Origin of the sequence: Kitasatospora sp. GP82, from assembly GCF_029892105.1 — a bacterium.
Classification (GTDB): domain Bacteria; phylum Actinomycetota; class Actinomycetes; order Streptomycetales; family Streptomycetaceae; genus Kitasatospora.
Map to the genome: position 1 here is coordinate 52,078 of NZ_JARZAJ010000036.1, position 12,071 is coordinate 64,148.

Sequence of the window (12,071 nt, forward strand, 5' to 3'; positions counted from 1 at the left end):
GGAGGTGTTGCGCTACGGTGAAACCGGCCTAGCGTCGATGGTGCCCAACCGAGGGTCGACGATGATCCGCAGAGCCATCCCCCGAATCATCCCCCGAGCCATCCCCCGAATCATCCCCCGAGCCATGCTTCGCAGCAGGAGGACCCGCTGTGACCAGCACTGACACCGCTCCTGAAGAGCCCGACGAACATACTGTCCGGTACGTCCCGGTTCGGGCCGTCGGTGACGTCCGGGTACTACGTTTCTTCCGTCGTGGCGATGGCAGCCGCTGCGTCGGCGCCTTCAGCTCCGCCGCGGCGGCACGTGAGCTTCTCGGCCCTGCGCAGGAGTTGATCGAGCTGTCGATACCCGCCCTGCGGCAGCTGATCGCACCGCTGGGCGTCCAGCAGCTCGTACTGGACCCCAGACTGGTCGCCCCGGCCGTCACCGACCCCCCGCAGTTTCCCTTCTCCGAGCTGGAGCCCCAGCGGTGACGCGACTACCCGCACCGGCGGCGGGGCTGGACGACCTGGACCTGGCGCTGCTGCACGCGCTGCGCGCCGACGGCCGTGCCCCGGTCAGGGTGCTCGCCGAGCGGCTGCGCGTCAGCGAGGCCGCCGTCGACGCCCGGTTACGGCGGCTGGCCGCCGACGGCGTGCTGACCGGAGTACGCGCCGAGGTGGACCCGGGCGCCCTGGGACGGCCGCTCCTGGCCGTGGTCCGGGTTCGCTACGGTCCCGACCCGCTCGACTTCACCCGACTTGCGGCCCACTTCCCGGCCGTCCAGTCCGGCCTGGCCCTGGCCGGCGAGGCGGACTTGGAGCTGCACCTGGCCTGCGTCGACCGGCGTGAGCTGCACGCCGTCGTCCACGGCCTCCGCCAGGCCGGTGCCACCCACGTCCGCGCCGAACTGGTCCTGCGCCGCCTCACCGCCACCCCCGGCCCACCGGCCGTGACGGCCACCCTCCCGGCGCCCGGCGCCGCCGCCCTCCCCAGAGGCGCCACCCCTTGACCCCGGCCCGCGCCCCGGCACACCGCAAGGCCCGCCGGACCGGCCCCGGCGAGGCCGTGCCGACCCGAGGAGCCGTGCCTACCCAAGGAAAGGTGCGGCCACCGCGGCTATCTTGGGACTGGTACCGGGACCGGTACCGCGACTCGTCGGTGAGTCGCCGGCGCTGTGCACCGGACGGTGTCGGGCAGTGGAGCCACCGGACCGGCGCAGGTTGAGGGGTGGTCCCTCGTGGCTGGTGGCGGGCAGCTGCGCGTCTACCTCGGCGCCGCGCCGGGGGTGGGCAAGACCTACGCCATGCTCGCCGAGGGCCGCCGGCTGCGCGCGGGCGGCCTTGACGTGGTGGTCGGCCTGGTCGAGACGTACGGGCGGCGCGGGACACAGGAGCAGCTGGGGGATCTGCCGGTGATCCCGCGCCGTACGGTGCACTACCGGGGTACGGTGCTCACCGAACTGGACGTGGACGCGCTGCTCGCCCGCCGTCCCGCCCTCGCGCTGGTGGACGAACTCGCTCACACCAACGTCCCGGGCAGCCGCAACACCAAGCGCTGGCAGGACGTCTGGGAGCTGCTCGGTGCCGGTATCGACGTGGCCACCACGCTCAACATCCAGCATCTGGAGAGCCTGAACGACGTGGTCGAGCAGATCACCGGAATCGTCCAGCGCGAGCAGATCCCGGACGCGGTGGCGCGGGCCGCCGACCGGATCGAGCTGGTCGACCTCAGCCCCGAGGCGCTGCGCACCCGGATGGCGCAGGGCGAGATCTACCAGAGCGACCGGATCGACGTCGCACTGGACAACTACTTCCGGGCCGGGAACCTCGGCGCGCTGCGCGAGCTGGCGCTGCTCTGGCTGGCCGACCGGGTGGAGGAGGAACTGGCCGACTACCGGGCCAGGCACGGCATCCGGGCGCCGTGGGAGACCAAGGAGCGGATCGTCGTGGCACTCAACGGCGCACCGCAGGGCGAGCACCTGATCCGGCGCGGGGCCAGGACGGCGGCCCGGGTGCACGGGGACCTGATCGGCGTCCATGTCCGCCTGGACGACGGCACGCTCCAGCCCGAGCCGCCCGCGCTCACCGCCCAGCGCGCCCTGCTGCGCGAACTGCACGGCAGCTACGTCGAGATCAGCGGAACGGACGCCGCGCAAACGCTGGTGGACTTCGCCCGCACGGAGAGCGCCACCCAGATCCTGCTCGGGCCGACCAGCCGCTCGCGACTGCGGGAACTGCTCACCGGTTCGGTGATCAACCGGGTGATCCGGCTGGCCGGACCGATCGACATCCGAATCCTGCCGCCGCCCGGACCCGACCGGATCGCGCTGCCGAAGGCCCCGCGCCGCCGACGGCCCGCGCACGTCTCGGCGCGGCGCAGCCGGGCAGGGCTGCTGCTCGGCCCGACCGGGGCGGTGGCGCTGGCCGCCGCACTGTCGCCGCTGCGCAGCTCCCTCGGTCTCTCCGGGGCCCTGCTCTTCCTGTTGCTGCTGGTCGCGGGCATCGCCGGGATCGGCGGGCCGGCACCCGCCGCCGCGACGACCCTGGTGGCCGCGCTCGCCGCGGACTACTTCTTCACCACGCCCTGGCACAGCCTGGTCGTACGGCATGGCGCGGACCTCGCCTCGCTGGTGGTGTTCCTGTGCGTCGCGGCGATCATCAGCCACCTGATCGACGCGCTGACCCGCCGCTCCCAGGAGGCCGCGCGGGCGCGGGCCGAGGCGTACGCCCTGGCCAGGCTGGCGGGGGAGACGATCCGGGGTGAGGGCCGGACGCTGCGCAGCCTGCTCGCCGAGCTGCGGCGGGTCTTCGGTCTGGATGCGGCGGGCATCCTCGCGCCGACCGGGAAGGGCTGGCACCCGGTGGCCTCGTCCGGTGGCCCGCTGCCCGCCCGGCCCGAGGACGCGCCGTTCGCCGCCGAACTCGACCAGGGCACGGTTCTGGTCCTGGTCGGACCGGCCATCGACGAGGAGAACACCCGGCTGCTCGGCCCCTTCGTCACCCAGCTACGACTGGCCGAGGAACACGAACGGCTGACCCGCGAGGCTGCCGCCGCGCAGTCGCTTGCGCGTACCGACGCCCTGCACACCACGCTGCTGGAGGCAGTCGCCCACGACCTGCGCGGCCCGCTCGCCGCGATCAGAACGGCGGCGAGGCGGCTCCGCTCTGCGGATGCGGACGGCCTACCGGGGGCGGAGCGCGGGGACTGCGCCGAGACCATCGCAGCCGAGACGGACCGGTTGAACCACTCCGTCGCCAACCTGCTGGATCTGAGCAGGCTGCGGGCCGGGCGGGTGCCCGTGGCGCTGCATCCGACGGCGGTCGGGGAGGCACTTGCCGCAGCGATCGCCAGCCTTCCGGGCGCGGCGGCGGAGATCGTGGTCGGTCCGACCGCGGACCTGCCGCCGGTCGAGGCGGATCTCGGGCTGCTGGAAGGCGCCTTGGCCAACGTGCTGGCCAACGCCCAGGAATGGTCCCCGCCGGGAGCGGCGGTACGAGTGGACGCGGGGGCGGTCGCCGACCGGGTCGACATACGCATCATCGACCGGGGCCCGGGGATCCCGCCGGACGAACGCCAACGGCTGTTCCAGCCGCAGCCCGGCGCGGCGGCCCGGTACGGCAGACGTGAGACGGGCATGGGACTCGGACTCGTGGTGGCCAAGGGCTTCGTCGAGGCGATGCACGGTGAACTCTCCGTCGAGGACACCCCGGCCGGCGGCGCCACCTTCATCTTCAGCCTTCGCCGAGCCGGCCACTGACCCGCCGGCCGCCCAGGCGCCACCCCAGGAGCGCGAAACCGGAACTTCCCGGCGCCGCACCGACCCCCGTCGAGCAAGCGGGGCGGGTCCCACGGGGCAGGGGCGAGCAAACCAAGGGGCGCGGCAGCCGGGTTCCTCAGTGTGCGGTCGCGTCGGCCGGGCGGCCCCAGGTTGCGGCGCGGCCGGAGAGGCGTGGCATCGGCGCCCCGCTGCGTGCGGAGAGCTCCAGGCTCTGCAACAGCTCGGACGGGGAGACCGCCAGGATCTCGCAGACGGCGTGGGCGCGGCAGTAGCGGGTCACCGAGCCATGGATGACGTGTTGCAGGCGGCTGCGTCGGCCGGTACCCAGGACCAGCAGGTCGGTGGGCCGGTCGGCGACCGCCACCAGGGCCGGTCCCGGCTCGGCCCGGACCACGATCGGGCGGATCACCACACCGTCGGGGTAGCCGCCGAAGGCCTGCTCGAAGACGGTGTCCATCAGGCGGCGGGCGGCGTGCTCCAACTCCGAGAGCGGGCGCAGCCGTTCGCCTTCCGTGGCGCTCCACGCGACGACGGGGACGAGGACCGCGTTGCGGCGGGCGGCTTCCTCCACCGCGCGGTGCACGGCCGCCAGGCTGCTCAGCGAGCCGTTGACCCCCACGATCACACGGGTACTCTCGATCATCGCCATTCGCTCCCATCCGGTCCCATCCGGGTCTCGGGCGAGGACTCTCGCCTCGGGTGAGAACACCGCAGGGCGCTGCCGTGCCGTGGCCCGGCCGACCCTGGTGACTTCCCAGCTCCATTGGACCCCCGCCGGGCCTGCCCGTCACCGGTGCTTGACGCATGCCGTACGCGGCACCCGACAACCTTGACGCGGCCTTGACACCGGCCCACAGGAGCGGTCGCAGAGGCGTCAAGCGGGCGTCAATTCTCCCAGTCGCTCCGTCAGGAAGGCGTCAGAGCCAAGGCGGGCGGCGTCGGCCGCACGGTTGGCTGCGGCGAGGCCCGTGCCAGGGCCATGTCCACCGGCAGCCTTTAGCCCCCAGCTCAAAGTCCACAGCTCAGAGCTTGCACGCCACCGCCCGCCCGCTGTCCGCCGCCCCGATGCCGAACCCCGTCGCAGGCCCGCCCGAGAAGGTCCGCCCCATGCTTCATCAGGCTCCCGAGAGGGATGTCATCAGCACCCAGGCCGCCACCACCAGCCGCGCGCCGAACTCCCCGTCCGCGCACCGCCATCGAGCAGCCAGCGGCCTGTTCGACCCGAAGCAACTGGTCACCTCCTTCCCCGAGGCACTGCGCAAGCTGCATCCGCGCCTGATGCTGCGGAACCCGGTGATGTTCGTGGTCGAGGTCGGCTCGGCGCTCACCACCCTCTCGGCGGTGGTCTCGCCGAGCGTGTTCACCTGGCTGATCAGCGTCTGGCTCTGGCTGACCGTGGTGTTCGCCAACCTCGCCGAGGCGGTCGCCGAGGGGCGCGGCAAGGCGCAGGCGGAGTCGCTGCGCAAGGCGCGGACCGGAACGGTCGCCCGACGGCTGGTCAGGTGGCGGGTCGGCGCGGCGGACTGCCCCGAGGAGCGGGTGGCGGCAGAGGACCTGCGGCAGTACGACTTCGTGGTGGTCCAGGCGGGTGAGACGATCCCGGGCGACGGAGACGTGGTCGAGGGCATCGCCGCCGTGGACGAGTCGGCGATCACCGGTGAGTCCGCGCCGGTTATCCGCGAGTCGGGCGGCGACCGCAGTGCGGTGACCGGTGGTACCAAGGTGCTCTCCGACCGGATCGTGGTGCGGATCACCTCCAAGCCGGGACTGACGTTCATCGACCGCATGATCGCCCTGGTCGAGGGCGCGGAGCGGAAGAAGACCCCCAACGAGATCGCCCTCAACCTGTTGCTCGCCACGCTGACCGTGGTGTTCATCCTCTGCGTCGTCAACCTCCAGCCGCTGGCGATCTACGCGGGTGCCGAGCAGACGGTCACTGTGCTGGTCGCGCTGCTGGTGGCGCTGATCCCGACGACAATCGGTGCCCTGCTCTCCGCGATCGGCATCGCGGGTATGGACCGGCTCGTGCAGCGCAATGTGCTGGCGATGTCCGGCCGTGCGGTGGAGGCGGCCGGCGATGTGGACGTGCTGCTGCTCGACAAGACCGGCACGATCACCTTCGGCAATCGCCAGGCCACCCGATTCGTCCCGCTCCCGGGCGTCGACCCCGCCCAACTCGCCGAGGCCGCCCAGCTCTCGTCGCTCGCGGACGAGACCCCCGAGGGCCGTTCGATCGTCGTCCTCGCCAAGCAGTACGGGCTGCGTGAGCGGGCGGAGGGGGAGCTCGGGAAGATGGAGTTCGTCCCGTTCAGCGCGCAGACCCGGATGAGCGGTGTCGATCTCAGCTGGCCGGACGGCAGTCCGACCGTCCGGGTGCGCAAGGGCGCCTCGGCGGCGGTGAGCGCCTGGGTCTACGAGAACGGCGGGGTGCTCCCGCCGCAGGCGGCCCAGGTGGTCGAGATCATCTCCTCGGGCGGTGGCACCCCGCTGCTGGTAGCCGTCCACGACCGGCACGGGGCAAGGGTGTTGGGCGTGGTCCAGCTCAAGGACGTGGTCAAGGACGGTATCCGGGAGCGCTTCCTTCAGCTGCGTCGGATGGGTATCCGTACCGTCATGGTCACCGGTGACAACCCGCTGACGGCCAGGGCGATCGCGCAGGAGGCCGGGGTCGACGACTTCCTCGCCGAGGCCACCCCGGAGGACAAGCTCGCGCTGATCCGCCAGGAGCAGGAGGGCGGCAAGCTGGTTGCGATGACCGGGGACGGCACCAACGACGCTCCCGCGCTCGCCCAGGCGGACGTCGGCGTCGCCATGAACACCGGCACCTCGGCCGCCAAGGAGGCCGGGAACATGGTCGATCTGGACTCCAACCCGACCAAGCTGATCGAGATCGTCGAGATCGGCAAGCAACTGCTGATCACCCGAGGCGCGTTGACCACGTTCTCGATCGCCAATGACGTCGCCAAGTACTTCGCGATCATCCCGGCGATGTTCGCCGGGGCCTACCCCGGTCTGCGGCACCTCAACATCATGGCGCTGCACAGCCCCACCTCGGCGATCGCCTCGGCGATCATCTTCAACGCGCTGATCATCGTCGCGCTGATCCCGCTCGCCCTGCGCGGCGTTCGCTACCGGCCGTCCTCGGCCTCCGACCTGCTCGGCCGCAACCTGCGCGTCTTCGGACTCGGCGGTCTGGTGCTGCCGTTCATCGGCATCAAACTGATCGACCTGCTGGTGCAGTTCATTCCGGACCTCTGATCCCCGGGGGGGCGATTGCAGGGCACGGCGCCGCTGGGGTTCTCAGGCCGCAGGGTCGAGCGCGGTGAACCGGTAGCCGTCGCCGATGAGGCGGGGGAGGTAGGTGTCGAGGGCGGCGACGGTCTGCGAGCGGTCCTCGGGGCTGCCCGGCACGGGGGCGGTGCCCTTGAGGAGGGAGCCGTCGTGGTCGAGGATGATGGATCCGGCCCGAGCGTGGCCCAGGACTTCGTCGACGATCTTCTGGGTCCCCGGCCGGGACCAGTCCCTCGGGTCGACCGACCAGGACACCGGCCGCAGCCCGAGCTCCCCGCACAGGGCCATGGAGGCGTGGGTGAAGAAACCGCCGGGTGCGCGGAACAGGGTCGGGCGCTGCCCCCGGCCGGACCGGGCGATGATGTCGCTGGTGCGTTCCATCTCGTCCCGGGTCTGCCCGGCGGACAGTGTGCCGAGATCGGGGTGGGACCAGGTGTGGTTGCCCAGGTGGTGACCGTCGTCGACGATCTGGCGCACGATGTCCGGGAACTTCTCGACATTGGCGCCGATCAGGAAGAACGTCGCGGTGACGCCGTGCCGGCGCAGGATGGCGAGCACCTGGGGGGTGTACACGGGGCTGGGGCCGTCGTCGAGTGTCAGGGCCAGTTCCATGGGGCCGCCGTGCACGTAGTACTCCGGCTCGGCCGGGGTCTTCCCGGACGGCTTGGCTGACGGGGCGGTGGACGGAGCGGCGGGTGTGGGGGTGCCGGCCGGCTGCGGTGTCGGTGCCGCGCTGGAAGACGCAGGCGAACTCGCCGGAGCCGGGTTGCTCTCCGGGGCCGTGGCGGTGTTCTTCGCCGTCCCGCTCTCGGAACCGACCGTTCCGCAGGCGGAGAACAGCGTCATGCCACCGGCCGTGAGCAACAGGCGCCTGGACAATTCACACTGACGATCGGTCATCGCTGAAGTATCGGACGCACCGTTTCGGGGGCCGGCCCGACCCGCCCCGGACGGGGCACGGAGTCCACCGCCCGGCGCATCCGCAGCCTGCGCCCACTCCCCGCGGCCGCAGCCGCAGTCGCAGCCGGACACCCGTGTGCCGCTCGGCGGACGCGCAAGTGCCGGTGGCGCCGGAGACTGCGGCGCCACCGGCCGTATCGCGGTCCACTGTGTGCCCGCCGTGCCGCTGTTACTCCGGCTGCGGGGCCCAGTCCGCGACCAGGGCGAGCAGGCCGGGGAAGCGCGCATTGAGATCCGCCACCCGGACGTGGCTGCGCCGCTCCAGGCCGTACTGGCGCTGCCGGATAAGACCGGCGTCCCGCAGGGTGCGGAAGTGGTGGGTCAGCGAGGACTTCGGCCGGTCGAGGCCGAACCAGCCGCAGGCGTGGTCGAAGTCCTCCGCGTCGACCAGCAGCTTGTGGACGATACCCATCCGCAGCGGGTCGCCCAAGGCGCCCATCACCACCTCGAGGCGGAGCTCCTCGATGCTCGGCTCGGAGAGGGGTTCGGGCAGGTCGGCGGGGGTGTCGGGCCGGGTGGCGGCATTCGGCGTCGGCATGGTGGCAGCTCCTTCTTCGGGTTCGTCTTCCGGGGTAGTTCGTGCGGCCTATGGACGGCAGAAGCAATTTCTATGTACGAGTCTAGTCGTACTGATGCTATGTTCGAGTCTAGTCGTAGTGGAGACCCGGAAGTTCGAGAGGAAGAGTTGATGACTGATCTTCAGGCACCGCCTGTCGCAGGGAAGTTGACGGTTACAGAGGTGGCCGCGTCGGCGCCGACCCGGGAGATCTGGCTGGCGGCCTGGCCGGTGACCGCGGTCTTCATCCTGTCGAACGCCGCCACCCCGCTGTACAAGCTCTGGCAGCACGACATGGGCTTCTCGAAGGGCACCCTGACGGTGATCTTCGCCTGCTACATCGTCGGTCTGCTCGGCACCCTGCTGGTGGCGGGTGTGGCCTCCGACCGGCTCGGGCGCAAGCCGGTGCTGCTTCCGGCACTCGGCCTCGGCGTACTGGCCTGCGTCATCTTCGCGACGGCGGGCTCGGTGCTCGCGCTGGCGGTGGCCCGACTGCTGACGGGAATCGCGATCGGTGCCATCGTCTCGGCCGGTATGGCCGCTGTCACCGACGTCGGCGGACCCGCGCGCAAGCGGCTCGCCGCCCTGCTGGCTTCGGCCGCGATGGTGCTGGGCGCCGGTCTCGGCCCGCTGGGCGCCGGCGTGCTCTCGGAGACGCTGCCCGGCCCGACCGTCACCATCTTCCTGGTCGAGATCGTCCTGCTGGTCACCGCCGTGCTGGTGGTGCTGCGGATGCCGCTGCCGAAGAAGGCCGCCGGTGCGGTGAAGGGCGGCTCCTGGGTGCGCGTGCCGTCGGTCCCGCGCGCCAACCGGGTCCAACTGCTGCTGGGCATCGTGGTGTTCGCGCCCGGCATCACCGCCACCTCGTTCGTGCTCTCGCTCGGCCCCTCGCTCCTCTCCGACCTGCTGGGCACCACCAGCCGGGTGGTCGCGGGTGCGATGGCCTTCGTGATGTTCTCGGCCGCCACCGGTGTGCAGTTCGCGGTTCAGAAGCTCAAGGCGCCGGCCATCCTGCTGATGGGCGCGCTGAGCACGGCGCTCAGCATGGTGGCACTGATGCTCGCGGTGCACGCTGCCTCGGTGGTGCTGCTGGTGATCGCGGCCGTCCTGGCCGGCGCAGGACAGGGCCTGGGGCAGCTCGGTGGCCTCTCGCTGCTCAACTCCAGCGTGCCGTCCACCCGGCTGGCCGAGGCCAACGCCGCGCTCAACACCGGTGGTTACATCCCGGCCGGGCTCTTCCCGGTGGCGGTCGGCTACCTGAGTGACGCGGTCGGCCTCTCCACGGGAGCAACCATCTTCGGTGTGGCGATGACCCTGGTGGCGCTGGCCGGCGGTGCCGTGGTCGCCAGTCTGCGGGGACGGATCTCCGAGCCTCGGCAGGGCTGAAACCGCCGGTAGGGCGCCGACGCCAAGAGCGGCGCGAACACCGCAGCCGTGAGCGCGGTGAGCCCCGATCGGCGCGAATGCCAGGGGTGTGGTCAGGGAACAGGGCCGGGCCGGGTCGCAGGCAGAGAACAAACCTTTCAGAAGGAATTCTCTGGACTGGTGATCCCGACCCGGCCCCCGGCATGTCCGCCCCTGATCCGCCACCACACCCCGGTCGCCGTCACTGCCCTGGGCGGGATGTGCGAGAGAACCGGAAGAACCCTCAAGGAAGCCCGAATGTCCGAGAAGTACGACGTCATCGTGGTCGGCGCGGGCTGCGCCGGCGCATCGGCCGCGATGCTGCTCGCCGATGCGGGCCACCGAGTCCTGGTGCTGGAACGGGCCGTCGCCCCCCGGGACGATCGCCGTGTCGACGTCCTTCGGTTGCCCGCGGTGGCCCGGCTCGCCTCCTGGGGGCTGCTGGAGCGGCTCAGGGGCGCAGGCGTACCGCCCCTGCGGCGCAGCCTGCACCGGGTCGCCGACATCAGGCTGGACGGCCGCATGCCCTTCTACCTCGGTCAGGACGCCGTCCACGCGCCGGAGCGCAGAGTCCTCGACCGCCTGCTCGGCGAGGCCGCCGCCGGGGCCGGTGCGGAGCTCCGTGAGGGCTGCACCGTGGTCGGGCTGCTCCGCGACGGGACCGGCCGGGTCCATGGAGTCGAGTACCGCACCGCCCCTCGCGGCAGGCTTCAACGGGCCCGCGCCGCCCTGGTGGTCGGTGCCGACGGGATGCACTCGACCGTGGCCCACCTCGCCGGGGCGCCGTTCACCCGCAGCGACTCCACCGCCACCTGCGCCTACTACGCCCTCTGGGAGAACCTGCCCGCGGAGCTGGAACTCCACGAGCGGCCGGGCCGGCGAGTGAGCGTGCTGGGCACCCGTGGCGGGGCTGCCATGGTGGCCGCGCACCTTCCGCAGGCGGAGGCGGGCGCGGTGCGGTCACAGCCGGAGCGCGCCTATCTCGACACCGTCCGGAGCACCGCCCCCGAACTGTACGAGCGGCTGTGCGGCGCGGAGCCGGCGGGGCTGATCCGGGCCGGCTCCGATCAGCGGAACTTCTTCCGGCAGGCGGCCGGGCCCGGCTGGGTCCTGGTCGGTGGTGCTGGGCACCACAAGGACTCGGTCACCGCTCACGGCGCCACCGATGCGCTGTTCCAGGCCGAACTGCTCGCGGACCGGATCACCGGTCGCCTGGACGACCCCGAGCGGCTGGACGCCGCGTCGGCCGTCTTCGGGCAGGAGCGCGATGCCACTCTCGGCCGGACCTATCGGGCGACTCTGCTCGCCGCCCGGCTCCAGGTCCGGCCCCAGCGGCTCGCCCTGCTGCGCGCCGTATCTCAGGACACGTTGTTGACTGACCGTCACTTCGCTGTCATGGCCGGGGTGATGTCGGTTGATGATCTCTACCGGGCCGACCTGAGGGGACTGCTGCCACCGGCTGGGGGGCCGCGGGGCGAGAGCGCACCGCCGCAGGAGCTGGAGCTGTGCGCCAATCGCGCATAACGCCAGGGGCGCGGGACTCTGCTTGATCAACTGCGTATGCGAACGACCATGCACCTTCGTGGAGGGCTGGTCGCGCACGCAGTTGATCAAGCAGAGCCTCGCGCCCCTGGCGTTCGCGTTGGCCCCTGAAGGGCCCGGATGTCAGCCGGTGTTGCGCAGGCCGGCGGCGATGCCGTTGACGGTCAGCAGCAGTGCCCGCGAGAGCGTCGCATCCTGCGTCGCGGAGTTGCGCTGGCGCCGCAGCAGGGCGACCTGGAGATAGGAGATCGGGTCGAGGTAGGCGTCCCGCAGCGCGTAGGTCTGCTTCAACGCGGGTGATCGGTCGAGCAGTTCACGCTGTCCGGTGGCCCGCAGCAGCTCGCTGACGGTGAGCCGGTACTCTGCCTGGACCTGGTCGAAGACGTGGTGCAGTTCGGCGGGAACGAGCTGCTCGACGTAGTGGCGGGCGATCCGCAGGTCGGTCTTGGCCAGTGTGGTCTCCACGTTGGACAGGAAGTTGCGGAAGAAGTGCCACTGTCCGTACATCTCCTTCAGGACGTCGCCCAGTCCGGCCTCGCGGGCGGCGGCGAGGCCTGA

The 12,071-nt window shown here is 71.7% G+C and carries 10 protein-coding genes; 6 read left to right on the top strand and 4 right to left on the bottom strand.

The features are described 5' to 3' along the window. Positions 1 to 149: 149 nt before the first annotated feature. The 3 genes from P3T39_RS28510 to P3T39_RS28520 all read left to right on the top strand — a co-directional run bounded on the left by P3T39_RS28510 (position 150) and on the right by P3T39_RS28520 (position 3,739). Positions 150 to 473 carry an SAV_915 family protein gene (locus P3T39_RS28510; RefSeq protein WP_280702007.1) on the top strand — a complete coding sequence of 108 codons (324 nt, stop codon included), beginning with the start codon at positions 150 to 152 and terminating at the stop codon, positions 471 to 473. Continuing rightward, positions 470 to 991, top strand: a complete 522-nt coding sequence (locus tag P3T39_RS28515) for an Lrp/AsnC family transcriptional regulator (RefSeq protein ID WP_280702010.1) — start codon at positions 470 to 472, stop codon at positions 989 to 991. The genes P3T39_RS28510 and P3T39_RS28515 overlap by 4 nt, the downstream gene beginning before the upstream one ends. 228 nt (positions 992 to 1,219) lie before the next feature. Further along, a complete protein-coding gene (locus tag P3T39_RS28520) occupies positions 1,220 to 3,739 on the top strand; it encodes an ATP-binding protein (RefSeq protein WP_280702011.1) in 2,520 nt (839 codons plus the stop codon). Between the two features lie 136 nt (positions 3,740 to 3,875). Here the strand turns inward: P3T39_RS28520 and P3T39_RS28525 are convergent, their stop codons facing one another. Then, positions 3,876 to 4,403, bottom strand: coding sequence for a universal stress protein (locus P3T39_RS28525; RefSeq protein WP_280702012.1), 528 nt, complete (start codon positions 4,401 to 4,403; stop codon positions 3,876 to 3,878). Between the two features lie 464 nt (positions 4,404 to 4,867). Here P3T39_RS28525 and kdpB point away from each other — a divergent pair, with 464 nt between their 5' ends. Further along, entirely contained in the window at positions 4,868 to 7,018 is a 2,151-nt protein-coding gene (kdpB, locus tag P3T39_RS28530) for a potassium-transporting ATPase subunit KdpB (RefSeq protein WP_280702014.1), read from the top strand. Between the two features lie 42 nt (positions 7,019 to 7,060). On the opposite strand, the gene P3T39_RS28535 is transcribed toward kdpB, so the two are convergent. Together P3T39_RS28535 and P3T39_RS28540 are read right to left on the bottom strand one after the other, a co-directional pair. Continuing rightward, the gene (locus P3T39_RS28535; RefSeq protein WP_280702016.1) at positions 7,061 to 7,951 is read right to left on the bottom strand and encodes a polysaccharide deacetylase family protein; all 891 of its coding nucleotides are present in this window, start codon (positions 7,949 to 7,951) and stop codon (positions 7,061 to 7,063) included. Positions 7,952 to 8,180: 229 nt separating this feature from the next. Beyond that, the gene (locus tag P3T39_RS28540) at positions 8,181 to 8,549 is read right to left on the bottom strand and encodes an ArsR family transcriptional regulator (RefSeq protein WP_280702018.1); all 369 of its coding nucleotides are present in this window, start codon (positions 8,547 to 8,549) and stop codon (positions 8,181 to 8,183) included. 150 nt (positions 8,550 to 8,699) lie between these two features. On the opposite strand from P3T39_RS28540, the gene P3T39_RS28545 reads away from it, so the two are divergent. Together P3T39_RS28545 and P3T39_RS28550 are read left to right on the top strand one after the other, a co-directional pair. Beyond that, the gene (locus P3T39_RS28545) at positions 8,700 to 9,953 is read left to right on the top strand and encodes an MFS transporter (protein ID WP_280702021.1); all 1,254 of its coding nucleotides are present in this window, start codon (positions 8,700 to 8,702) and stop codon (positions 9,951 to 9,953) included. A gap of 276 nt (positions 9,954 to 10,229) precedes the next feature. After that, entirely contained in the window at positions 10,230 to 11,495 is a 1,266-nt protein-coding gene (locus tag P3T39_RS28550) for an FAD-dependent oxidoreductase (protein WP_280702023.1), read from the top strand. Positions 11,496 to 11,636: 141 nt separating this feature from the next. On the opposite strand, the gene P3T39_RS28555 is transcribed toward P3T39_RS28550, so the two are convergent. Continuing rightward, positions 11,637 to 12,071: phosphoenolpyruvate carboxylase (locus tag P3T39_RS28555; RefSeq protein WP_280702025.1), on the bottom strand; the 435-nt coding region annotated here is incomplete at its 5' end.

Bases quoted from the DNA above. Each gene is read 5' to 3' on its own strand.
- P3T39_RS28540 (WP_280702018.1), bottom strand. From the start codon at position 8,549: ATGCCGACGCCGAATGCCGCCACCCGGCCCGACACCCCCGCCGACCTG.
- P3T39_RS28535 (WP_280702016.1), bottom strand. From the start codon at position 7,951: ATGACCGATCGTCAGTGTGAATTGTCCAGGCGCCTGTTGCTCACGGCC.
- P3T39_RS28550 (WP_280702023.1), top strand. From the start codon at position 10,230: ATGTCCGAGAAGTACGACGTCATCGTGGTCGGCGCGGGCTGCGCCGGC.
- kdpB (WP_280702014.1), top strand. From the start codon at position 4,868: ATGCTTCATCAGGCTCCCGAGAGGGATGTCATCAGCACCCAGGCCGCC.
- P3T39_RS28525 (WP_280702012.1), bottom strand. From the start codon at position 4,403: ATGATCGAGAGTACCCGTGTGATCGTGGGGGTCAACGGCTCGCTGAGC.
- P3T39_RS28545 (WP_280702021.1), top strand. From the start codon at position 8,700: ATGACTGATCTTCAGGCACCGCCTGTCGCAGGGAAGTTGACGGTTACA.